This is a genomic window from Streptomyces sp. NPDC001678 (assembly GCF_042892945.1).
Taxonomy (GTDB): Bacteria; Actinomycetota; Actinomycetes; order Streptomycetales; family Streptomycetaceae; genus Streptomyces.
This window is the reverse complement of record NZ_JBIAUP010000015.1, coordinates 1-19,998: the sequence shown is the minus strand read 5'-3', so window position 1 is coordinate 19,998 and position 19,998 is coordinate 1. Positions and strand designations below refer to the sequence as shown.

Sequence of the window (19,998 nt, the reverse complement as noted above, 5' to 3'; positions counted from 1 at the left end):
CCTCGGAAGACGCGCCGATCAGACGCTGATCACCGGAAAGCTGCTCGTACTCGTCGGTGACGACTCCGGCAGCCACAGCACCGCGATCGCACCGCTGCCGCCCTCGACCACCGGGTCCGCGTTGCGGAAGGTCAGCCGGGCGCCGAGGACCCTGGCCTGGCCGGCCGCGATGGTCAGGCCCAGGCCGTGGCCCTTGCCCGCGCGGTCCTCGCTGCCCGTACGGAAGCGGCTCGGGCCCTCCCGCAGCAGCTCCTCCGGGAAGCCGGGGCCGTGGTCGCGCACGCGCAGCACCCGGCCCTCCACCGTGACCTCGACCGGGCCCTTGCCGTGCTTGGCGGCGTTGGCCAGCAGATTGCCCAGGATGCGCTCCAGGCGGCGCGGGTCGGTGGAGACGTACGCCGTCCGCAGGACGCTCACCTCGGCCTCCGGGGCCGCCGCCCGCACCCGGCGCTGGACGAACTCGCCCAGCTCGATGTCCTGCATCTCCGCCCGCTCGGCGAAGCCGTCCAGCCGGGCGACCTCCAGGACGTCCTCGACCAGTGTGCGCATGGCCTGCGCCCGGTCGCGTACGAGCTCGGTGGGCCGGCCCGGCGGCAGCAGCTCCGCTGCGGTGAGCAGCCCCGTGACCGGGGTGCGCAGCTCATGGGCGATGTCGGCGGTGACGCGGCGCTCGGCCTCCAGCCGGTCGCGGAGCGCCTCGGCCATGCCGTCGACGGCCCGGGCGAGGTCGTCGGTCTCGTCGCGCACCCGGCCGCCGATGGCGTCGCGCACCCGGATGTCCGACTCGCCCTCCGCGAGCTTACGGGCGGCCGTGGCGGCCTTGCGCAGCCGCCGGGAGAGCTGGCCGCCGACGAGGATGCCCAGCGCGGTGCCGCCGAGGACGACGGAGACGGAGCCGATGATCAGGGCCCGGTCGAGGTCGTTGAGGATGTCGTAGCGGTCCTTGAACCGGGTGTGGATCGAGAGGATCTTGCCGTCGCGCAGCGGGGTGGAGGCCCACACCTCGGGTGCTCCGGAGCCGTTGTCCTGGAGGTAGGTGGCGCGCAGCCCGAGCTCGGCGGCCTCGCGCAGCTGCTTGGGCAGCGCCGGGTCGTTGACCTGGGCGCGCAGCATCCGTTTGCCGCCGGTGGACTCGTAGTAGCGCTGGGCGATCTGGACCCGGTCGTCCATCTGGTCGCGGCTGCTGTTGAGCATGGAGACACGGGCCGCGTTGTGGACGACGAGACTGAGCGCGACGGCGACGAGCGCGCCGACGCAGGCGATGGCCAGACTGACCTTCCAGCGCAGGCCACTGCGCAGAGCGAGCTTCACCACGACTTCACCCTGACACGACCGGGCTCTCCGACACGAACGAGCCGGCCGGGACGATCACCGGGGCCTCAGCCCCGGAGCTTGTAGCCGAAGCCACGGACCGTCTCGATGCGGTCCTGGCCGATCTTGCCGCGCAGTCGCTGCACATGGACGTCCACGACCCGGGTGTCGCCGCCCCAGCCGTAGTCCCACACGCGCTCCAGCAGCCGGTCGCGGGAGAGGACCGTGCCGGGCGAGCTCGAGAACTCCAGCAGCAGCCGCATCTCGGTGGGGGTCAGGGCAACGGGCGTGCCCGCCTTGCGGACCTCCATGCCCTCCGTGTCGACCTCCAGATCGCCGAAGCGCAGCACCCCGCCCTCGATGCCCTGGGGCTCCTCGGTCGCGGAGTTGCCCCCGGCGCCGCTGGCGTGCCCGAAGCGGCGCAGCACGGCCCGGATGCGGGCGACGAGCACGGCGCCGTCGAAGGGCTTGGTCACATAGTCGTCGGCGCCGGCCTCCAGGCCCAGCACGACGTCGATGGAGTCGGCACGCGCGGACAGCATGATCACGGGGACGGTGGACTCGTCACGGATCCGGCGGCACAGGCTGACCCCGTCCAGGCCCGGAACCATCACATCGAGCAGGGCGATGTCCGGCTGCTTGGCCCGGAAGCTCTCCAGCCCCAGCAGGCCGTCCGGCACCGCCGTGACCATGAAGCCGTCGCGCTCCAGCGCGAGCTGCGTCGCCTCGCGGATGACGTCGTCGTCCTCGACGAAAAGCACATGCGTATCGGCCACGCCGCTCTCAGCCCTCCGATCCTTCGCTCGGCACCTTGCCGGTGTTGCCGGCCTTGTTGTAGTCGGTGTGGGTACGGCCGGTCTCGTGGAACGTGCCGTCCGACCAGTGGTACGTCAGGACGTCGACCCCCGAGGGGCAGCAGACCGCGTCACCCGGGCCGTAGACCTGCTTGGTGATCGTGAGATCCCGGCGGTCGATGTCCGCGTACACGGGCGACTGCTCGACCGTGAACACATTCTCGTACGAGTCCCCCTTGGGACGGTACACATACGAGCCGATGCCGAGGGAGTCCCCGCACGTCAGCACGTTCACCACCACATCGGTACGGTCGCTCCCGGTGAGCTGGCCGTAGGTGACGTCGACGGGGTACTGGTCCTTGACGCAGGGCTTGAGGTTCTTCTTGATCTGATCGCTGACCTTGGGATCGGCCTTGATCAGCTTGATCGCGTCGATCTTCTGGGCCGGGGTCGCGGTCGGCGCGGGCGTACGCGAGGCCGCCTTCGCGGCGGGCTGGTTCTGCGCCGGCCCCTCCTTGCGCACCCCGTCACTGCTCGTCCCGCAGCCGGCAAGCAGAAGACCGGCGGCAGCGGCCATCGCGGTGACCGCTCCACCGGTGATCATCGCCGGCCCGAAGCCGGCGGCGCGCTTCAGGCGGCGCACCGTTCCTGCCCCCGATCGACGCGCTCGAGGGCGTGGAAGTCCAGGTCCCGGCTCTCCAGCTCCTGACGCAGCCGGGCCAGCGCGCGGTGCAGCGTGCTCTTGACCGTCCCGGTCGACATACCGAGCGCCTCCGCGGTCTCCTCGGTGCTCATCTGCTCCCAGTGTCGCAGCACGACGACGCTGCGCTGCTTGGGCGCGAGGACCCCGAGGATGTCCATCAGCAGCGCGCGGTCGGCGTGCTGCTCCGTGCCGTCCTCGACGCTGGCGTCGGGGAGCTGCTCGGTGGGCACCTCGTCGAGCTTGCGGGCGCGCCACCACTCCGTACGAGTGTTGATCATGACGCGGCGGAGGTAGGCGTCGGCCAGCGACTTGTCCGCTATCCCGTCCCAGCGGCCGTAGGTGCGCACGAGCGCGGTCTGGAGCAGGTCCTGCGCGTCGATGGGGTCCGGGACGAGACGCCGGGCACTGCGCAGGAGGGCGTCCTGACGGTTGCGCACGTACTCCTCGAAGTCCAGCACCTTGCCGCTGCTGCCCGCCATAACCGCAGCCTCCAATCCACTCGCGTTCCCCGCGCCACGCTGGTGGTCCTCCAGCACGGGTAGGACGCTACGGAGGAGCTGTTGCGACGCGATGTGCGAGAGCCCGTCGGCTGTGGCACAGCTATCCATAGGTTGTGTAACAGCCGGAGGAATAGATCAAAGAAAGACCGGCTCTGTCCGTTTCGGAAGCAAGGCGGAGGCGGCTCACGACGATGGCTTTGTGAGCGCTGTATGACGGCTGTGTGTACGGCTGTGCGCACAGCCGTACACGTGGCGCGCGGCCGTTACGTCAGCGGCAGCCGGTAACGACCGTCCGCCAGCGGCTCGACCAGTCCGTCGGCCACGAGCCCGTCCAGCGCCCGCGCCCGCTGCACCGGCTCGTGCCACACCGCGTCCAGCGCGGCCTGCGGCACCGGCACGATCGCCTCGCGCAGCACCGCCAGCAGCTTGCCCCGCACCTGCCGGTCGGTGCCCGCGTACGTCTGGCCCCGGCGCGGCGGCCCGTCGTGGGCGGGCGACCCGGCGGCCAGCCACGCGCACTCGGCAGCGATGGGGCAGCTGTCGCACGAGGGCGTACGGGCCGTGCAGACCAGCGCGCCCAGCTCCATCGTGGCGGCGGCCCAGCGGGCGGCCACCGGCTCCTCCTCGGGCAGCAGAGCGCGGGCGAGCCGGCGCTCGGCGGCGGTCGTGGCGTTCGGCGGGTACTGGGTGCCGGTCACCGCCCGCGCGAAGACCCGGCGGACGTTGGTGTCGAGGACCGCGTGCCGCTGCCCGTAGGCGAAGGACGCCACGGCCGCCGCCGTGTACTCGCCGACGCCCGGCAGCGCCAGCAGCTTCGCGTGATCGCTCGGCACCTCGCCGCCGTGCCGCTCGGCGATCGCCGAGGCGGCGGCGTGCAGCCGCAGCGCCCGGCGCGGATAGCCCAGCCGCCCCCAGGCGCGCACCGCCTCGCCGGGCGGCTCGGCCGCCAGATCGGCCGGGCGCGGCCAGCGGGCCAGCCACTGCTCGTACACCGGCAGCACCCGGCTCACGGGGGTCTGCTGGAGCATGAACTCGCTGACCATCACCCCCCACGGCCCGGCCTCCGGGCGGCGCCAGGGCAGATCACGGGCGTGCACGGAGAACCAGTCGATCACCGGGGCGTGCAACAGGGTGGACGTCTGAGGCGTGGTGGCAGGCATCGCAGTCATGGCACTTCCGATCCTGGCACGACCGCGCGGAGCGGCGAAACGGCTGGGGCCCGCGTCGGCCACGCGCGCCCCGGGCCGCCCCGATCGAGTGAGTGCCGCCACCGCCGACCGGCCCCGTGCTTCCTAGGCTGATCCCATGACCGACCCGACAGAACGTCCGCTCACACCGTTCACACAGCACTCGCCGCCCGCCGAGATCGGGGAAGCTCTCGACGCGCACACGACCCTGACCCTGGCCTACGTGGACGAGGACGGTCCGCAGGCGTGCGCCGTGCTGTACGCGCTCTCCGCGCCCTACGCGGTCGAGCCCGGTGAGTCCGTTCCGTCGCTTCCCACGCTCCTCTTCGTCACCTCCACCACCACCCGTCACGGCCGCGCCCTGCTCGCCGGCGACGGCCGGGTCGCCTTCACCGCACAGCGCGACGGACAGGACTGGACCTCGCTCACCGGCGTCCAGGGCCGTGGCACCTGCCGCCTCCTGGAGGGCGCCGACCGCGAGGCCGCCTGGCACGCGTACAGCACGCGCTTCCCGTACGTGGAGCGGACCGACCGGCTGCGGCAGGCGATGGAGCGCACCGGGCTGTGGGAGCTGCGCCCGGACTGGCTGCGGCTGGTCGACAACGGCCGGGGGTTCGGGCACAAGACCGAGTGGGAACAGACCTCCTGACGAGCCTTCCGGCCGGCCCTCCGCCGAGCCGTACGAACGCTCGCGGACCGTGCCGGTGACCGGGCGGACCGTCACCACGGCCCCGGTTGCGGGCAGATGATGGGAAAAGCAGGCACTCCTACGGCGGGTACTGGCTGGTCCCCCGGCCGATCTCTCGTAGAGTTTTCGCGTGGGATCTCTGCGCAATCCGATCGGGCCGCTTCCTTCCTCCATCTACTGGCGGCGGAGGGCAGTTGCGCTTGGCATGCTCGGACTTCTGGTGCTCGTCGTCATCTGGTTCCTCGCCATGGGCGGTGACGGCGGCGGTTCCGAGGGCGATCAGAGCGAGGGAGCCAAGAACGGCCAGGCGCCCACGGCGGACGCCACGATCACTCCCGGCCCGACGCCATCGGGACCGCACATCGGTCAACGACCGGGCGGGCGTGGCGATTCGGGCGGCGGCGGATCCACCGGCGGTGCTGGCGGCGGCTCCGGCGACCGTGCCGGGAGCGGCGGCGGTTCCGGGGCGGGCGGTGGCGCGGGCGGCGCGAACGGCGCGGGCGGTGGCTTCGGCGGTGGCCCCGGGCTGGCGGTGACCGTGCCCGGCGACAGCAAGCCGGTGGCGGCCGGGTCGAGCCTGCCCGACTGCACACCGGGTTCGGTGCGGCTGAGCGTGCGCAGCGTCAAGGACTCCTACCGGCCGGACGAGAAGCCCAAGTTCGAACTCGTCGTGAAGAACTCCGGCGGCAGCGCCTGCAAGGTGAACTTCGGGCCGACCGCCGCCATGTTCGTCATCACCGACGACAAGGGCGAGGAGCACGTCTGGAACTCCGGCGACTGCCCCCGGGGCGCCGGCGCGGTGCTCTTCGAGGTGCCGGGCTCCGGCGAGACCAAGCGCACCGTGGAGTGGGACCGCAGGCGCAGCGCCCCGCAGTGCGCCACGCCCTCCGGCGCCTCGGCCGCGGCGGCCGGGACCTACCGGGTCGAGGTGAAGGTCGCCGGGGTCACCGACCGCACGGAGTTCGTCCTCGAGAAGGCCTGAGCGGACGGCCCGCGCCCGAAGGGGCGCGGGGAAGCGCGACCAGCCACATGCGGCCCGCAGCTGCCCGGCAAAGCCCGGCGCAGCCTAGACGTACCGCTCCAGGATCGACGACTCCGCCAGCCGCGAAAGCCCCTCGCGCACCGACCGCGCCCGCGCCTCGCCGACACCATCGACCGTCTGGAGGTCGTCCACGCTGGCAGCGAGAAGCTTCTGGAGCCCGCCGAAGTGGTCCACGAGCCGCTCGATGATGGCGCCCGGCAGCCGGGGCACCTTCGCCAGCAGCCGGTAGCCGCGCGGCGAGACGGCGGAGTCCAGCGTCTCGGGGGAGCCGCTGTAGCCCAGGGCGCGGGCGACGATGGGCAGTTCGAGGAGCTCGGCGTGGGAGAGGGAGTCCAGCTCGGAGAGGGCCTCGGGGACCGTACGCGTGCGCTTGGCGGTCGGCTCGGGGACATAGTCCCGCACGACCAGCTCCCGTTCGGGCTCGACGCCCGCGATCAGCTCGTCGAGCTGGAGGGAGAGCAGCCGGCCGTCGGTGCCGAGCTCGACCACGTACTCCGCGATCTCCGTGGCGATGCGGCGGACCATCTCCAGCCGCTGGGAGACGGCGGTGACGTCCCGGACGGTGACCAGGTCCTCGATCTCCAGGGCGGACAGGGTGCCGGCCACCTCGTCCAGGCGGAGCTTGTAGCGCTCCAGGGTGGCCAGCGCCTGGTTGGCGCGGGAGAGGATCGCGCCGGACTCCTCCAGGACGCGGCGCTCTCCGCCCACGTACAGGGCGATCAGCCGCATCGACTGGCTGACGGAGACCACGGGGAAGCCCGACTGGATGGAGACGCGCTGCGCGGTGCGGTGGCGGGTGCCGGTCTCCTCGGTGGGGATCGACGCGTCGGGGTAGAGCTGGACGCCCGCCCGCACGATCTTGCTGATGTCCTTGTCGATGATCAGCGCGCCGTCCAGCTTGCACAGCTCGCGCAGGCGGGTGGCCGTGAACTCCACGTCGAGGACGAATCCGCCGGTGCACATCGACTCGACGGTCTTGTCCATGCCGAGGACGATGAGCCCGCCGGTGTTGCCGCGGAGAACGCGCTCCAGGCCGTCACGCAGGGCCGTGCCGGGCGCGACGGCGCTCAGCGTGCGCATCAGCCCGTCGACCCCGGAGCCACCGGAGGCGCCTCCGGACTTGCCGGGGCCCGATGCCCGGTCGTTGGCTGCCACTGCACTCCTCCGGTCGCAAGGTCAACGGTGCCGCGGGCCGCCCTGCTGTCGCGTACGCGCCGTCGTGCACGCCGTGCGCGTCGCGCGCTTTGGTGTGCGGCGGAGCGTACGTGCGGGCGGGACCAGGGAAAGTCTACTGGCGCCCAGCCTATTCGGGAGTGGTCCTCTGGCTCGCCTCCCGGCCCGTCCCTCCGGCCGGCTCCCGGCGGGGGCGCTTGGGCAGCACCCGGAGGGCCTCGCCTATGTCCGAGACCTCCAGCACCTTCATCCCGCTGGGCACCTTGCCCGGATCGGCGGGGACGAGGGCGTGGGTGAAGCCCAGCCGGGCCGCCTCGGCCAGCCGCCGCTGCACACCCGTGACCCTTCGGACCTCGCCCGCCAGGCCCACCTCGCCGATGGCCACCAGGTTCTTCGGCAGGGGGGTGTCGCTGGCGGCGCTGGCCAGGGCGAGCGCCACGGCCAGGTCGGCGGCGGGCTCGGAGAGCTTCACGCCGCCGACCGTGGCGCTGTAGATGTCGCGCTTGCCGAGGGCGCTGATGCGGCCGCGCTGCTCCAGCACGGCGAGCATCATCGACACGCGCGAGGTCTCCAGGCCCGAGGTCGTGCGGCGCGGGGAGGGGATCTGGGAGTCGACGGTCAGCGCCTGCACCTCGGCCACCAGCGGGCGGCGACCCTCGAGCGTCACCGTCAGACAGGTGCCCGGCACGGGCTCGGCACGCCGGGTGAGGAAGAGGCCGCTGGGGTCGGCGAGGCCGATGATGCCCTCGTCGTGCAGCTCGAAGCAGCCGACCTCGTCCGTGGCGCCGTAGCGGTTCTTCACGCCGCGCACCAGGCGCAGCCGCGCGTGACGGTCACCCTCGAAGTGCAGGACGACGTCGACCAGGTGCTCCAGCAGACGGGGGCCCGCGATGGCGCCGTCCTTGGTGACGTGGCCGACCAGGAGCGTGGCCATGCCGCGCTCCTTGGAGGCCCGGATGAGGGCGCCGGCGACCTCGCGGACCTGGGCCATGCCACCGGGCGCCCCGTCGATCTCGGGGGAGGCCACGGTCTGGACGGAGTCCAGGATCAGCAGCGACGGCTTGACCGAGTCGAGATGCCCGAGGACGGCGGACAGATCGGTCTCGGCGGCGAGGTAGAGGTGGTCGGAGAGGGCGCCGATGCGGTCGGCGCGCAGCCGGACCTGGCTCGCCGACTCCTCGCCCGTCACATAGAGCGTGCGGTGCTCCTCGGAAGCCGCCTTCGCCGCCACGTCCAGCAGCAGGGTCGACTTGCCGACGCCGGGCTCGCCCGCGAGCAGCACCACCGCGCCGGGCACCAGACCGCCGCCGAGCACCCGGTCCAGCTCGGGGACGCCCGTGCCGCGCGCGGTGGCCTGGCGGCCGTCGACCTGGGCGATGGGCAGCGCGGCGGTGGTCACCCTGCCGGGCGCGGTCGTCCGCACGGCGGGCGCGCCGCCGAACTCCTCGACGGTGCCCCACGCCTGGCACTCGGGGCAGCGGCCGAGCCACTTGGCGGTGGTCCAGCCGCACTCGGTGCAGCGGTAGGAGGGCCGGTCCTTGGCGGACGAGCGAGAGGTACGGGCAGCCATGCGGAACACGGTAGCGGTGGCCACTGACAGCGCGGCCGCGAGTCGGCCCGTCGGCTCGCCCGCGAGTTCGCCCGTCAGTACGTACCGCCCTGCCCCGAGCTCGGCCAATCGGGGCGGAATGTAGGGCTCCTGTCCCCCTTTGAGGGAGAGGGTCACCCGTATGGGCTAAACCTCTGTGAGCAGGGCGGACGAGGGCGCGGCACCGGCCTACCGTCGCCGGGATGATGACGAGCAGGCCCGAGCCCCCCACGCATGCCACCGGCGCGCACCGCGCACCCAGCAGTGCGCCGCGCGCGGACCGGCACCAGGTCGTCGAGAGCACCACCGAGCACATCGAGCACATCGAGTACGCCGACGACGCTGTCGAGGAGGAGAGCCTCGCGGAAGGCCCCGAGAACAGCCCGCACCTCGACGGCCTGTTCACCTACTGCCTGTCCGTCCTGTGCGACCACGGGTCCGCCGTCGCCGCCCTCGGCGAGACCCTGGCGCTCGCCGAGCGCCGCGCCGACCGCGCGCCCGCCGCCCAGGAGGCGCACCGCGCCTGGCTGTACGCCCTCGCCCGCTGGGCGTGCCTGCGCAGGCTCGCCGAGCGCGGCCCCGGCGACCCGCCGCCCGCCCCCGACGCGGGCGCCCGCGCGGAACTGGCCCTGCTCGCCTGGCCCGAGGCCGCCGGCACCACCGCCGAGCAGCGCGAGGCCCTGGAGCTGGCCGTACGCCACGGCCTCGCCCCCCACGAGGTCGCCGCCGTGCTCCGCCTGGACCTCGACGCGGCGCGCGTCCTGCTCTCCAGCGCCGCCTGCGAGGTCGAGCGCACCCGCACCGCGCTCGCCGTCGTCGAGTCGGGCCGCTGCCCGGTGGTCACCCGCTTCGTGGGCGACCGGGAAGTGCTGCTGGGCGCCGCGCTCCGGCGCGAGCTCGTCCGCCACGTCGACGAGTGCGCCGACTGCCGCCGCACCGCCGAGCGGGCCGTCGCGGGCGAGCCCTGGCCCGGTACGGCCGTGTCCCCGGCCGCCGCCCTGCCCGTCCTCCGCGCCCCCCGCGCCGCCGCGCACGCCGCGATGCGCCGCGTCCTGGACGCGCGCCCCCCACGCCGGCGCGCGAGCGCGCAGCGCGCCGCCGCCCCGCGCTTCGACCGCGGCGGCTTCCCCCTCACCCCCAAGGACCGCGCCGCCCGCCGCAGCAGGCTGCGCAGCCGGGCCGTGACCACCACCGTCGTCGCCACGGTCGTCGCCGCACCCATCCTCGCCCTGTGGGCCGCCTACCGGGGCACCCCGCTCGGCGAGGGCACGGGCGCCGCCCCGGTGTCCGCCACCGAGACCGACAGCCTGGGCGGCAGCCCCCACGAGGGCATGTACGAGGGCGCCTACGCGGATCCGTACGAGGCGACCGCCCCGGCGGGCCCGACCCGCCGCGTCAACGGCACTCCGGGGCCCATCGGCCACCGCTTCCCGGAGGTCTTCCCGGACGTCTCCGTGGCCGTCCTCGGCCCGGACGGCAGCCCCGCCCCGGCCACGCGGTCCGCCGGCCCCACACCCCCGGCCGCCGCCGCGCCGCGGCCCACCCAGGCCGCCCGCCCCGCCGGACCCGGTCGGCTGACGGTCGAGGCACAGCCCAGCGGCACGGCCACGATCATCAAGCTCACCGCCGACGGCGGCGAACCGGTCAGCTGGTCCATGTCCGCCGGGGCACCCTGGCTACGGCTGAGCCAGCCCGGGGGAGTGCTGCGCCCGGGGCAGTCCGTGACGGTCACGGTGCTCGTCGACCACGGCAGGGAGCCCACGGGCCCCTGGAGCGCCCGCGTGGCCATCGCCCCGGGCGGCACGGTCGTCACCATCGAAGGCTGCGGCACCCCCCGCCCGACCCCGACGCCGACCCAGCCGACCTACCCGCCCACGACGCCACCGCCGACGCACTGACCGGTTCGTGCCCGGAGGGTCACCGTCAGGGGTGGCTGTCCGCCGGATGCGGAGCCATCGGCAGCAGCGAAGACATCCGCTCCTCGCACAGCTTCACCAGCCGCGCGTACCCCTCCTCACCCATCAGCTCCACCAGCTCCGCCCGGTACGACACGTACACCGGATCGGCACCCACGTGCGCCGACCGCGCTGACGTGCACCACCAGTGGAGGTCGTGCCCGCCCGGACCCCAGCCCCGCCGGTCGTACTCGCCGATCGACACCTGGAGCACCTGCGTGTCGTCCGGCCGGTCGATCCAGTCGTACGTACGCCGCACCGGCAGCTGCCAGCACACGTCCGGCTTCGTCTCCAGCGGCTCGCGGCCCTCCCGCAGCGCCAGGATGTGCAGCGAGCAGCCCGCGCCACCCGCGAAGCCGGGCCGGTTCTGGAAGATGCAGGAGCCCTTCCAGCGCCGGGTCTGCCGCTCCCCGTCCTCATCGAGCTGGGTCCACCCGGAGTCGGCACCCACCTCGTGGAACTGCCAGATGTCCGGCGTGAGCCGCGCCACGTGCTCGGCGACCCGCTGCTCGTCCTCCTCGTCCGAGAAGTGCGCGCCCAGCGTGCAGCAGCCGTCGGCGGCGCGTCCTTCCCGGATGCCCTGGCAGCCGTCGCCGAAGACGCACGTCCAGCGGGAGGTCAGCCAGGTCAGGTCGCAGCGGAAGACCTGTTCGTCGTCGGCCGGGTCGGGGAACTCGACCCAGGCGCGGGCGAAGTCGAGCCCGACCTCGTCGGGCACCGGGGCCGCCTTGGCGGCCTTCATCACTTTGGACCCGAGCTTGCCCGTCTTCTTGGAGCTCCCGGAGCCGTTGACCTGCTTGCTGGAGGCTCTTTCCCGTTCTTTGTCCGGTTTGGCCTTCTTCGTCTTCGCCACCCCTCAAGCCTAAGTGCCTTCGGCCACCGCAGTAGCGTTCAGGCCATGAGACTCGGTGTCCTCGATGTGGGTTCGAATACGGTCCACCTGCTGGTGGTCGACGCGCACCCCGGTGCCCGCCCGCTGCCCGCCCACTCCCACAAGACCGAGCTGCGCCTCGCAGAACTGCTGGACGACTCCGGCGCGATCACCGACGCCGGGATAGAGCGGCTCATCGGCGTGATCCACGAGGCGCTCCAGGCCGCCGAGGACAAGGGCGTCGAGGAAGTGCTCCCGTTCGCCACCTCGGCCGTCCGCGAGGCCTCCAACGCCGACGCCGTCCTCACCCGCGTCCAGCGGGAGACCGGCGTCACGCTGCCCGTCCTCACCGGCGCGGAGGAGGCCCGGCTCACCTTCCTCGCCACCCGCCGCTGGTTCGGCTGGTCGTCCGGAAAACTCCTTGTCCTCGACATCGGCGGCGGCTCCCTGGAGATCGCCTTCGGCCTCGACGAGGAGCCCGACGCGGCCGCGTCCCTCCCCCTCGGCGCCGGCCGGCTCACCAAGGGCTGGCTCCCCGGCGACCCGCCCGACTCCTCGGACGTACGGGCGCTGCGCCGCCACGTGCGCACCGAGATCGCCCGAACCGTCGGCGACTTCGCCCGCCTCGGCCCGCCCGACCACGCCGTCGCCACCTCCAAGACCTTCAAACAGCTCGCCCGGATCGCGGGCGCGGCCCGCTCCACCGAGGGGCTGTACACCCAGCGCACGCTCAGCCGGAAGGCGCTGGAGGAGTGGGTGCCCAAGCTGGCCACGATGAACTCCGGTCAGCGCACCAGGCTCCCCGGGGTCTCCGAGGGGCGCGCGCGGCAGCTGCTCGCGGGCGCGCTCGTGGCGGAGGCGGCGCTGGAGCTGTTCGGGGTGGAGGAGGTCGAGATCTGCCCGTGGGCGCTGCGCGAGGGCGTGATCCTGCGCCGGCTGGACCACCTGCCCACGACCTGAGCGGACCACCCGGTGGGGCGGTCCGGTCCGCCCCACCGTGACGTACCCGACGTACGCGTCGTACGGAACCACCTGCCCGCCGCCGGAGGGGCGGGCATACGCTGTCCCTCGTGACAGAGCCAGTGGTGCGCATTCCGGATGCGAAGGTCGCGCTGTCCACGGCATCGGTCTACCCCGAGTCGACGGCGACGGCCTTCGAGATCGCCGGCCGGCTGGGTTACGACGGTGTCGAGGTCATGGTGTGGACCGACCCGGTCAGCCAGGACATCGACGCGTTGCGTCGGCTGTCCGACTACCACCAGGTGCCCATCCTGGCCGTCCACGCCCCCTGTCTGCTGATCACCCAGCGCGTCTGGTCGACCGACCCGTGGGTCAAGCTCCAGCGCGCCCGCGCGGCGGCGGAGAAGCTTGGCGCGAGCACGGTCGTCGTCCACCCGCCGTTCCGCTGGCAGCGCTCCTACGCGCGGGACTTCGTCCAGGGACTGTGGCGCATGGCGGGCGAGACCGACGTCCGGTTCGCCGTCGAGAACATGTACCCCTGGCGCTACCGCGACCGCGAGATGCTCGCCTACGCGCCCGACTGGGACGTGACCAAGGACGACTACCGCCACTTCACGGTCGACCTGTCGCACACGTCGACGGCCCGCACGGACGCCCTGGAGATGATCGACCGGATGGGCGACCGGCTCGCCCACATCCACCTCGCCGACGGCAACGGCTCCGCGAAGGACGAGCACCTCGTCCCCGGCCGCGGCAAGCAGCCCTGTGCCGAGGTGCTGGAGCGCCTGGCGACGAGCGGTTTCGACGGGCACATCGTGATCGAGGTCAACACCCGCCGGGCCATGTCCGCCGCCGAGCGGGAAGCGGACCTGGCCGAGGCCCTGGCGTACACCCGCCTCCACCTCGCCTCCCCGACGGGCTCCTCGGCGGGCTCCCCGACGGGCTCTCCGACGGGGGTGCCGAGACCGTGACGAGCGAGGAACGGCCCGACGAGGGCCCGAAACCGCCGGAGCAGGCCCCGCCCCCGGCGGCCCCGCGCCGCCGCGGCCGTCCCGCCCGTACGGACGCGGGCGACGGCCCCGGCGCGCGCGAGCGCATCCTCGCCGCCGCCCGCGCCGAATTCGCCGAGCGCGGCTACGACAAGGCGTCCATCCGCGGCATAGCCAGGGGCGCCGGGGTCGACCCCGCGCTCGTCCACCACTACTTCGGCCCGAAGGAACAGATCTTCGCCGCCTCCGTCGAAACGGCCTTCGCGCCCGCCCTCGACGCCCAGGCGGTCGTCGTCCAGGGCCCGCTGGACAGCGTGGGGGAGCGGCTGACCCGCTTCGTCCTCGGGCTGTGGGAGGACCCGGTCACCCGCGAGCCGCTGCTCGCGATCTTGCGGTCGGCCGTGGCCAACGAGGCAGCCGCCGTGGTCTTCCGGAACCTGGTGTACACCCGGCTGATGTCCCGCATCGCCGCCGAACTGAAGGCCCCCGACGCACAGCTGCGCTCCGAGCTGGCGGCGGCGCACCTGGTGGGCGTGATCATGCTGCGCCACGTCATCAAGATCGAACCGATGGCGTCCGAGGACCTCGACCGGGTCGTGGCGATGGTCGCCCCGGCGGTCCAGCGCCATCTGACGGGCGACCCGGCCGCCGCCTGAACGACCCCTGCGGCACCCCTACGGCGTCTCGCATCCCGGAAACCCTGTCCGCTTCGCGGACGAGCGGCGTAGGCTCGGACGTCCGAGACACAAGGAGTGAGCAGGATGCCCGAGCTGAGGTCCCGCACTGTCACCCACGGCCGCAACATGGCGGGCGCCCGAGCCCTTCTGCGGGCCGCGGGCGTAGCGCGCGAGGACTTCGGCAAGCCGATCATCGCGGTGGCGAACAGCTTCACGGAGTTCGTGCCCGGCCACACCCACCTCCAGCCGGTCGGCCGGATCGTCTCCGACGCGATCAAGGCGGCGGGCGGCATCCCGCGCGAGTTCAACACCATCGCCGTCGACGACGGCATCGCCATGGGCCACGCGGGCATGCTCTACTCGCTGCCCTCCCGCGACCTGATCGCCGACTCCGTCGAGTACATGGTCGAGGCACACTGCGCCGACGCCCTGATCTGCATCTCCAACTGCGACAAGATCACCCCGGGCATGCTCATGGCCGCGCTGCGCCTGAACATCCCCGTCGTCTTCGTCTCCGGCGGCCCCATGGAGGCCGGCCAGGCCACGCTCGTCGACGGCACGGTCCGCAAGCTCGACCTGATCAACGCCATCGTCGACTCGGTCAACGAGAACGTCTCCGACGAGGACGTCCTACGCATCGAGGAGAACGCCTGCCCGACCTGCGGCTCGTGTTCCGGCATGTTCACCGCCAACTCGATGAACTGCCTCACCGAGGCCATCGGCCTCTCCCTCCCGGGCAACGGCTCCGTGCTCGCCACCCACACCGCCCGCAAGGCGCTCTACGAGAACGCCGGCCGTACGGTCGTGGAGATCACCGAGCGCTACTACGGCCAGGGCGACGAGTCCGTCCTGCCGCGCAACATCGCCACCCGCGCCGCCTTCGAGAACGCCATGGCCCTCGACATCGCCATGGGCGGCTCCACCAACACGATCCTCCACCTCCTCGCCGCCGCCCAGGAGGCCGGGCTCGACTACGACCTCAAGGACATCGACGCCGTCTCGCGCCGCGTCCCCTGCCTGGCCAAGGTCGCCCCGAACGTCGCCCCCGGCGGCACGTACTACATGGAGGACGTCCACCGCGCCGGCGGCATTCCCGCCATCCTCGGCGAGCTCTACCGCGGCGGCCTCCTCAACGAGGACGTCCACTCCGTGCACTCGGCGTCGCTGGCCGACTGGCTCAAGACCTGGGACGTGCGCGGCGGCTCCCCCTCCGCCGAAGCCGTCGAGATGTGGCACGCGGCCCCCGGCTGCGTCCGCTCCGCGACCGCCTTCTCGCAGTCCGAGCGCTGGGAGTCCCTCGACGTGGACGCGGCCGGCGGCTGCATCCGCTCCGTCGAGCACGCGTACTCCAAGGACGGCGGACTGGCCGTCCTCCGGGGCAACCTGGCCGTCGACGGCTGCGTGGTGAAGACCGCCGGTGTCGACGAGTCGGTCTGGACGTTCGAGGGCCCGGCCGTCGTCTGCGAGTCGCAGGAGGAGGCCGTCGACAAGATCCTCTCCAAGGTGGTGAAGGAGGGCGACGTCGTCGTCATCCGCTACGAGGGCCCGCGCGGCGGCCCCGGCATGCAGGAGATGCTCTACCCGACGTCCTTCCTCAAGGGCCGCGGCCTCGGCAAGGCCTGCGCCCTGGTGACGGACGGCCGCTTCTCCGGCGGTACGTCGGGGCTGTCGATCGGTCACGCCTCGCCCGAGGCCGCCTCGGGCGGCACGATCGCCCTCGTCCACGACGGCGACCGCATCCGCATCGACATCCCGTCCCGCTCGATCGAACTCCTCGTGCCGGAGGACGAACTGGCGGCCCGCCGCGAGGCCCTCGGCGGCACGTACGCGCCGAAGAACCGCGAACGCAAGGTCTCGGCGGCCCTGCGCGCCTACGCGGCGATGGCGACGAGCGCGGACAAGGGCGCGGTGCGGGACGTCAGCAAGCTGGGATAGGACTGGGGGACTGGGCCAGGAGAGGGGCAAGGGGTGGCGCCTTACCGCCACCCCGCCGGGTTCCGCTCGCTCACCGCGAACACCGTCCCGTCCGGCGCCGCGCCGAACACCTTCCCGTCCGCCACCACCGGCTCCGGAAGCAACTCCAGAACCCCGCGCCCCGCCCGCGCCAACCGGGGCGACGTCTGCCCGAGCAGCGTTCCCTGCCCGGTGTCCACGGCCAGCAGCCGCCCGTCGGCGGCGGAGAGGTACAGCCGGCGCCCGTCCCCATCGGCGACCAGCGCCGACGCGTTGGCGACGGACGTCTCCATCCGCCACAGCTCACCCGCGGGCCGCCCGGGCAGCTCCGCCGTGCCGACCGCCGTCAGCCCGCCGTCCGAGGACAGGACGTACACCACGTCGCCCTTGGCGATGACGCTCGTCGCGTCCAGGGGCGTACGGAGCGGAATCCGCCGCTCCCGCCCGATCCCCGGGGCGTACCGGACGACGGTGGAAACCTGCGTCCGTTCGTTGGCCTCGCTGAAATAAACGCTTCCGTTCGGCCCGCCGCCGACGGCCGTCAGCGCACCGTCCGCCGTCCACCGCCACAGCGTCGTACCGCGCACCGGGTCGACGCCGACGACCTGCGTGTGCCGCCCGTCGGGCGCGAGAGCGACACCGATGGCGTCACGCCCGTAGGAGGAGAAGACGGGCTTGATCCCACCGGGCAGCGCATGCCGCCACCGCTCCCGGTTCGTCGCCCCGTCGACCGCCGTGATCACACCGTCCCCGGCGACCAGCAGTACGGTGTCGCCCGCGTAATAAACGCGTCCGCCGTAGGAGGACACATCGCGCGTCCAGCGCGGCTCACCCGTGGCCGGGTCGAGCGCGGACAGCTCCCGCTTGTCCGGCGACAGCGCGTGCACCAGCCCACCGGACACCCGCGGCGCACGCGCCCCGCTCACACCGGGGCCGGACCGGTCGCCGCCCGGGGCCGTCCGCCGCCACGCGACCTTGCCGGACGCGGCGTCTATACGGGCCGCGTGCACGCCCCGCCCCGCGCAGTACAGGGCACCGTCCGCGAACGTACAGAACCCGGCCCGCACCTCACCGTTCCCGGCGGGATCCGCCAGTACGGACGTCTCCCACGGCCGCCAGGAGGAACCCGCCGGAGTGGGCCGGCTGTGCGCCGGCTGCTTGCCGAGATCCTCCACCTCCTCCATCACCCAGGCACCGCCCGCTATCAGCGTGACGGCGGCCACGACGGCAGCGGCGGCCCGGCGGAGCGACAGCAGCCGACGGGACCGGGGGCGGGAGCCGCCGTCAGGAGAGGAAACGGGTGAAGCGGTAGGTGAAACGGGGAGGGAACCGGCCCCCGGGACGGGCCCGGGTACGCGCGCGGGCACCGGCGACGTCGTCACCGGCCCGGGCTCAGGCGTCGGCAGCATGGCCATGATCGCGTCGGGCGTCGGCCGGTCCGCCGGCTCCTTCGCGAGACAGGCCCGGATCAGCGGTACGAGATCGTCCGGCACGCCCGTCAGATCGGGCTCGTCGTGCACGACCTGGTACGCGACGATGTACGGACTCTCCGACTCGAACGGCCCCCGCCCCGTCGCCGCGTGCACCAGCAACGACGCCAACGCGAACACATCCGCCGCCGGCCCCACCTCACGCGGCCGCTGGAACTGCTCCGGAGCCATGAAGGGCGGCGTACCGATCAGCTTTCCGGTCTCGGTGCGCAGCTCGCTGTCATACGGGCGCGAGATCCCGAAGTCGATCACCTTCGGACCGTCCTCGGCGAGCAGCACATTGCTGGGCTTGAGATCCCGGTGCACCACGCCCGCCCGGTGGATGTCGCGCAGCGCCTCCGCGAGCCCGGCCGCCAGCCGCCGCACCTCGTCGGGGCTCAGCGGCCCGTTCCGCTTCACCTGCTCGGACAGTGTGGGCCCGGGGATGTAGAGGGTGGCCATCCAGGGCCGTTCACCCCCGGGATCGGCGTCCACGACGGACGCGGTGAACGCACCGCTCACCCGTCGCGCCGCCGCGACCTCCTGCCGGAACCGCGCCCTGAACTCGGGGTCCACCGCGTATTCGGCGTGCACCACCTTGACGGCGATGCGCAGCCCCGACGGCGAGCGCGCCAGGTGCACCACGCCCATGCCGCCCGAGCCGAGGCGTCCTTCCAGCCGGTACCGACCCGCGTATTGCGGATCGTCCGCTTCCGGACCGCTCCCCGTACCGCGCAGCGGCGGCATGCCCCACCCCCGTGTCACCCGTGTGATTCGACCGCTTTCGGCGGCTTGCGGAGCCTAATCGATGGCGCAGGGGCTACCGGGGAGGCGCAGCCGTGCGTTGCTAGCCTGCGCATGTCATTCACCTCACGGGGGAGAGCAGCATGGCGTACTACCCGATCGCTCCTGGCCATCAGGTCAACGTCCGCCGGGGCCCCAGCACCGACAGCGAACTGGTCAAGACCCTCCCGCAGGGCTCCAGCGTCTCCATCCGCTGCCAGACCCGCGGCGAGACCGTCTCCGGCCCGTGCGGCACCACGGACGTCTGGGACTGCATCGCCCCGGGCCAGTACGTGTCCGACGCGTACGTGAAGACGGGTAGCAGCGGGTACGTGGCGGTCGCCTGCTCGGGCTGAGGACACGGCTCCGTCCTCTGTTCGGGGTCCTCTGTTCGGTCCTCTGTTCATACGGCGTGCCCATAATCGACGTATGAGCGGTGAGCACGAGACGGCGACCGGACCCCAGCCCGAACCGATCCGGTTCTTCGGTACGACCTGGGTCGAGCACGACGGCGGCTACGCACTGCGCCGGGCCGGGGTCGCCGTGGGCTCCCTGGCGGCGGCAGTAGCGGGCGCTTTCGTCCTGCGCCTGGGATACGAGGGCCTGGCCATCGCCAAGGTGGGCGGCCTGATCAACGCGATGGTCGTCGTGGCCTTCGCCGTCTGCAGCGCCCTCGCCTTCCGCCGTACATGGGAGCGGTTCGTCCGCCGCCCGGAGGCCCCGGTGGACGCGGCGGCCGAACGCTCGATGCAGAGCATCATGATGATCGGCTTCCTGGGCACCCTGTTCGCCTACTTCTGCCGCACCCTCGTGGAGGCCCCGGGCGAGAAGCTCCACCGCGCCGAGTACGACCGGGCCCGCGTCCGCCACGAGCGCCTCCGCACGACCCGCACGGGCAACCCGGCGGGCCGGGCACCCAAGGGGCGGGCGTCCAAGGGGCGGCGCAAGCACCCCTGAACGTCGTGTAGAGTTCTCCGAGTTGCCACGGGGTCCGCGAGGACGACGGGGCGACAACCTCCACTACTTGCATGACTCCCTGAACGGGAAGAATTTCGGCCTGCCGAAATTCGGAACGGGCGCCGATTAGGCGCCGCGGGGGAAATCCGCTAAAGTAGTGATCACGCCGGAGGCCGAAAGGCCGAAAGCGAGAAACCCCGCTCCAACAGGGGGCCGGAAAAGGAATCCGAACCGGGAACGGAACGGAAAACGGATCTGGTAAGGTTGGAAACACCGAAGGGAAGCCCGGAGGAAAGCCCGAAAGGGTGAGTACAAAGGAAGCGTCCGTTCCTTGAGAACTCAACAGCGTGCCAAAAGTCAACGCCAGATATGTTGACACCCCGTCCGTCATCACGATG

At 72.7% G+C, this 19,998-nt stretch carries 18 protein-coding genes; 9 read left to right on the top strand and 9 right to left on the bottom strand.

The features are described 5' to 3' along the window. Positions 1-18 precede the first annotated feature (18 nt). The 5 genes from cseC to ACFYZR_RS26585 form a co-directional block, all read right to left on the bottom strand. Positions 19-1,314: a two-component system sensor histidine kinase CseC gene (gene cseC / locus ACFYZR_RS26605; protein ID WP_391914526.1), complete on the bottom strand. Its 1,296-nt coding sequence runs from the start codon at positions 1,312-1,314 to the stop codon at positions 19-21. Between the two features lie 65 nt (positions 1,315-1,379). Beyond that, complete coding sequence (gene cseB, locus ACFYZR_RS26600; protein ID WP_391914524.1) at positions 1,380-2,087, bottom strand: two-component system response regulator CseB; 708 nt, start codon at positions 2,085-2,087, stop codon at positions 1,380-1,382. Positions 2,088-2,094: 7 nt separating this feature from the next. Further along, on the bottom strand, positions 2,095-2,748 hold the full coding sequence (locus ACFYZR_RS26595; protein WP_391914522.1) for a hypothetical protein: 654 nt from the start codon (positions 2,746-2,748) through the stop codon (positions 2,095-2,097). After that, the gene (locus ACFYZR_RS26590) at positions 2,736-3,287 is read right to left on the bottom strand and encodes a SigE family RNA polymerase sigma factor (RefSeq protein WP_126915368.1); all 552 of its coding nucleotides are present in this window, start codon (positions 3,285-3,287) and stop codon (positions 2,736-2,738) included. The genes ACFYZR_RS26595 and ACFYZR_RS26590 overlap by 13 nt, the downstream gene beginning before the upstream one ends. Positions 3,288-3,571: 284 nt before the next feature. Beyond that, positions 3,572-4,477: an A/G-specific adenine glycosylase gene (locus ACFYZR_RS26585; protein ID WP_391914520.1), complete on the bottom strand. Its 906-nt coding sequence runs from the start codon at positions 4,475-4,477 to the stop codon at positions 3,572-3,574. 136 nt (positions 4,478-4,613) lie between these two features. On the opposite strand from ACFYZR_RS26585, the gene ACFYZR_RS26580 reads away from it, so the two are divergent. Next, complete coding sequence (locus ACFYZR_RS26580; protein ID WP_391914518.1) at positions 4,614-5,144, top strand: pyridoxamine 5'-phosphate oxidase; 531 nt, start codon at positions 4,614-4,616, stop codon at positions 5,142-5,144. Between the two features lie 244 nt (positions 5,145-5,388). Continuing rightward, a complete protein-coding gene (locus tag ACFYZR_RS26575) occupies positions 5,389-6,165 on the top strand; it encodes a hypothetical protein (RefSeq protein ID WP_391914516.1) in 777 nt (258 codons plus the stop codon). Positions 6,166-6,249: 84 nt separating this feature from the next. On the opposite strand, the gene disA is transcribed toward ACFYZR_RS26575, so the two are convergent. Then, positions 6,250-7,380, bottom strand: a complete 1,131-nt coding sequence (gene disA, locus ACFYZR_RS26570; protein ID WP_229354695.1) for a DNA integrity scanning diadenylate cyclase DisA — start codon at positions 7,378-7,380, stop codon at positions 6,250-6,252. Between the two features lie 148 nt (positions 7,381-7,528). Then, the gene (gene radA / locus ACFYZR_RS26565) at positions 7,529-8,968 is read right to left on the bottom strand and encodes a DNA repair protein RadA (RefSeq protein WP_391914514.1); all 1,440 of its coding nucleotides are present in this window, start codon (positions 8,966-8,968) and stop codon (positions 7,529-7,531) included. A 221-nt stretch (positions 8,969-9,189) separates the two neighbouring features. On the opposite strand from radA, the gene ACFYZR_RS26560 reads away from it, so the two are divergent. Next, positions 9,190-10,884 (top strand): sigma-70 family RNA polymerase sigma factor, encoded by a 1,695-nt coding sequence (locus ACFYZR_RS26560; protein WP_391914512.1) that lies wholly within the window; start codon positions 9,190-9,192, stop codon positions 10,882-10,884. 25 nt (positions 10,885-10,909) lie between these two features. Here the strand turns inward: ACFYZR_RS26560 and ACFYZR_RS26555 are convergent, their stop codons facing one another. Further along, positions 10,910-11,683: a hypothetical protein gene (locus ACFYZR_RS26555; RefSeq protein WP_391914751.1), complete on the bottom strand. Its 774-nt coding sequence runs from the start codon at positions 11,681-11,683 to the stop codon at positions 10,910-10,912. Positions 11,684-11,839: 156 nt separating this feature from the next. Between ACFYZR_RS26555 and ACFYZR_RS26550 the strand changes: the two genes are divergently transcribed. The 4 genes from ACFYZR_RS26550 to ilvD all read left to right on the top strand — a co-directional run bounded on the left by ACFYZR_RS26550 (position 11,840) and on the right by ilvD (position 16,373). Then, a complete protein-coding gene (locus ACFYZR_RS26550; protein ID WP_391914510.1) occupies positions 11,840-12,772 on the top strand; it encodes a Ppx/GppA family phosphatase in 933 nt (310 codons plus the stop codon). A 110-nt stretch (positions 12,773-12,882) separates the two neighbouring features. Continuing rightward, positions 12,883-13,743, top strand: a complete 861-nt coding sequence (locus ACFYZR_RS26545; protein ID WP_391914509.1) for a sugar phosphate isomerase/epimerase family protein — start codon at positions 12,883-12,885, stop codon at positions 13,741-13,743. Continuing rightward, positions 13,740-14,417 (top strand): TetR family transcriptional regulator, encoded by a 678-nt coding sequence (locus ACFYZR_RS26540; RefSeq protein ID WP_391914507.1) that lies wholly within the window; start codon positions 13,740-13,742, stop codon positions 14,415-14,417. The genes ACFYZR_RS26545 and ACFYZR_RS26540 overlap by 4 nt, the downstream gene beginning before the upstream one ends. A 105-nt stretch (positions 14,418-14,522) precedes the next feature. Then, a complete protein-coding gene (gene ilvD, locus ACFYZR_RS26535; RefSeq protein ID WP_391914505.1) occupies positions 14,523-16,373 on the top strand; it encodes a dihydroxy-acid dehydratase in 1,851 nt (616 codons plus the stop codon). Positions 16,374-16,414: 41 nt separating this feature from the next. On the opposite strand, the gene ACFYZR_RS26530 is transcribed toward ilvD, so the two are convergent. Further along, positions 16,415-18,607 (bottom strand): PQQ-binding-like beta-propeller repeat protein, encoded by a 2,193-nt coding sequence (locus tag ACFYZR_RS26530; protein ID WP_391914749.1) that lies wholly within the window; start codon positions 18,605-18,607, stop codon positions 16,415-16,417. A 140-nt stretch (positions 18,608-18,747) separates the two neighbouring features. On the opposite strand from ACFYZR_RS26530, the gene ACFYZR_RS26525 reads away from it, so the two are divergent. Together ACFYZR_RS26525 and ACFYZR_RS26520 are read left to right on the top strand one after the other, a co-directional pair. Next, entirely contained in the window at positions 18,748-18,999 is a 252-nt protein-coding gene (locus ACFYZR_RS26525; RefSeq protein ID WP_391914503.1) for an SH3 domain-containing protein, read from the top strand. A gap of 73 nt (positions 19,000-19,072) precedes the next feature. Next, positions 19,073-19,600, top strand: coding sequence for a hypothetical protein (locus tag ACFYZR_RS26520; protein WP_391914501.1), 528 nt, complete (start codon positions 19,073-19,075; stop codon positions 19,598-19,600). The last annotated feature ends 398 nt before the right edge of the window (positions 19,601-19,998 follow it).

Excerpts from the sequence above, each read along its gene's own strand:
- ACFYZR_RS26585 (WP_391914520.1), bottom strand. The coding sequence starts at position 4,477 with ATGACTGCGATGCCTGCCACCACGCCTCAGACGTCCACCCTGTTGCAC.
- ACFYZR_RS26550 (WP_391914510.1), top strand. The coding sequence starts at position 11,840 with ATGAGACTCGGTGTCCTCGATGTGGGTTCGAATACGGTCCACCTGCTG.
- ACFYZR_RS26590 (WP_126915368.1), bottom strand. The coding sequence starts at position 3,287 with ATGGCGGGCAGCAGCGGCAAGGTGCTGGACTTCGAGGAGTACGTGCGC.
- ACFYZR_RS26560 (WP_391914512.1), top strand. The coding sequence starts at position 9,190 with ATGATGACGAGCAGGCCCGAGCCCCCCACGCATGCCACCGGCGCGCAC.
- ACFYZR_RS26520 (WP_391914501.1), top strand. The coding sequence starts at position 19,073 with ATGAGCGGTGAGCACGAGACGGCGACCGGACCCCAGCCCGAACCGATC.
- radA (WP_391914514.1), bottom strand. The coding sequence starts at position 8,968 with ATGGCTGCCCGTACCTCTCGCTCGTCCGCCAAGGACCGGCCCTCCTAC.
- ilvD (WP_391914505.1), top strand. The coding sequence starts at position 14,523 with ATGCCCGAGCTGAGGTCCCGCACTGTCACCCACGGCCGCAACATGGCG.
- ACFYZR_RS26525 (WP_391914503.1), top strand. The coding sequence starts at position 18,748 with ATGGCGTACTACCCGATCGCTCCTGGCCATCAGGTCAACGTCCGCCGG.
- ACFYZR_RS26580 (WP_391914518.1), top strand. The coding sequence starts at position 4,614 with ATGACCGACCCGACAGAACGTCCGCTCACACCGTTCACACAGCACTCG.
- ACFYZR_RS26555 (WP_391914751.1), bottom strand. The coding sequence starts at position 11,683 with ATGAAGGCCGCCAAGGCGGCCCCGGTGCCCGACGAGGTCGGGCTCGAC.
- ACFYZR_RS26575 (WP_391914516.1), top strand. The coding sequence starts at position 5,389 with ATGCTCGGACTTCTGGTGCTCGTCGTCATCTGGTTCCTCGCCATGGGC.
- ACFYZR_RS26530 (WP_391914749.1), bottom strand. The coding sequence starts at position 18,607 with ATGCCGCCGCTGCGCGGTACGGGGAGCGGTCCGGAAGCGGACGATCCG.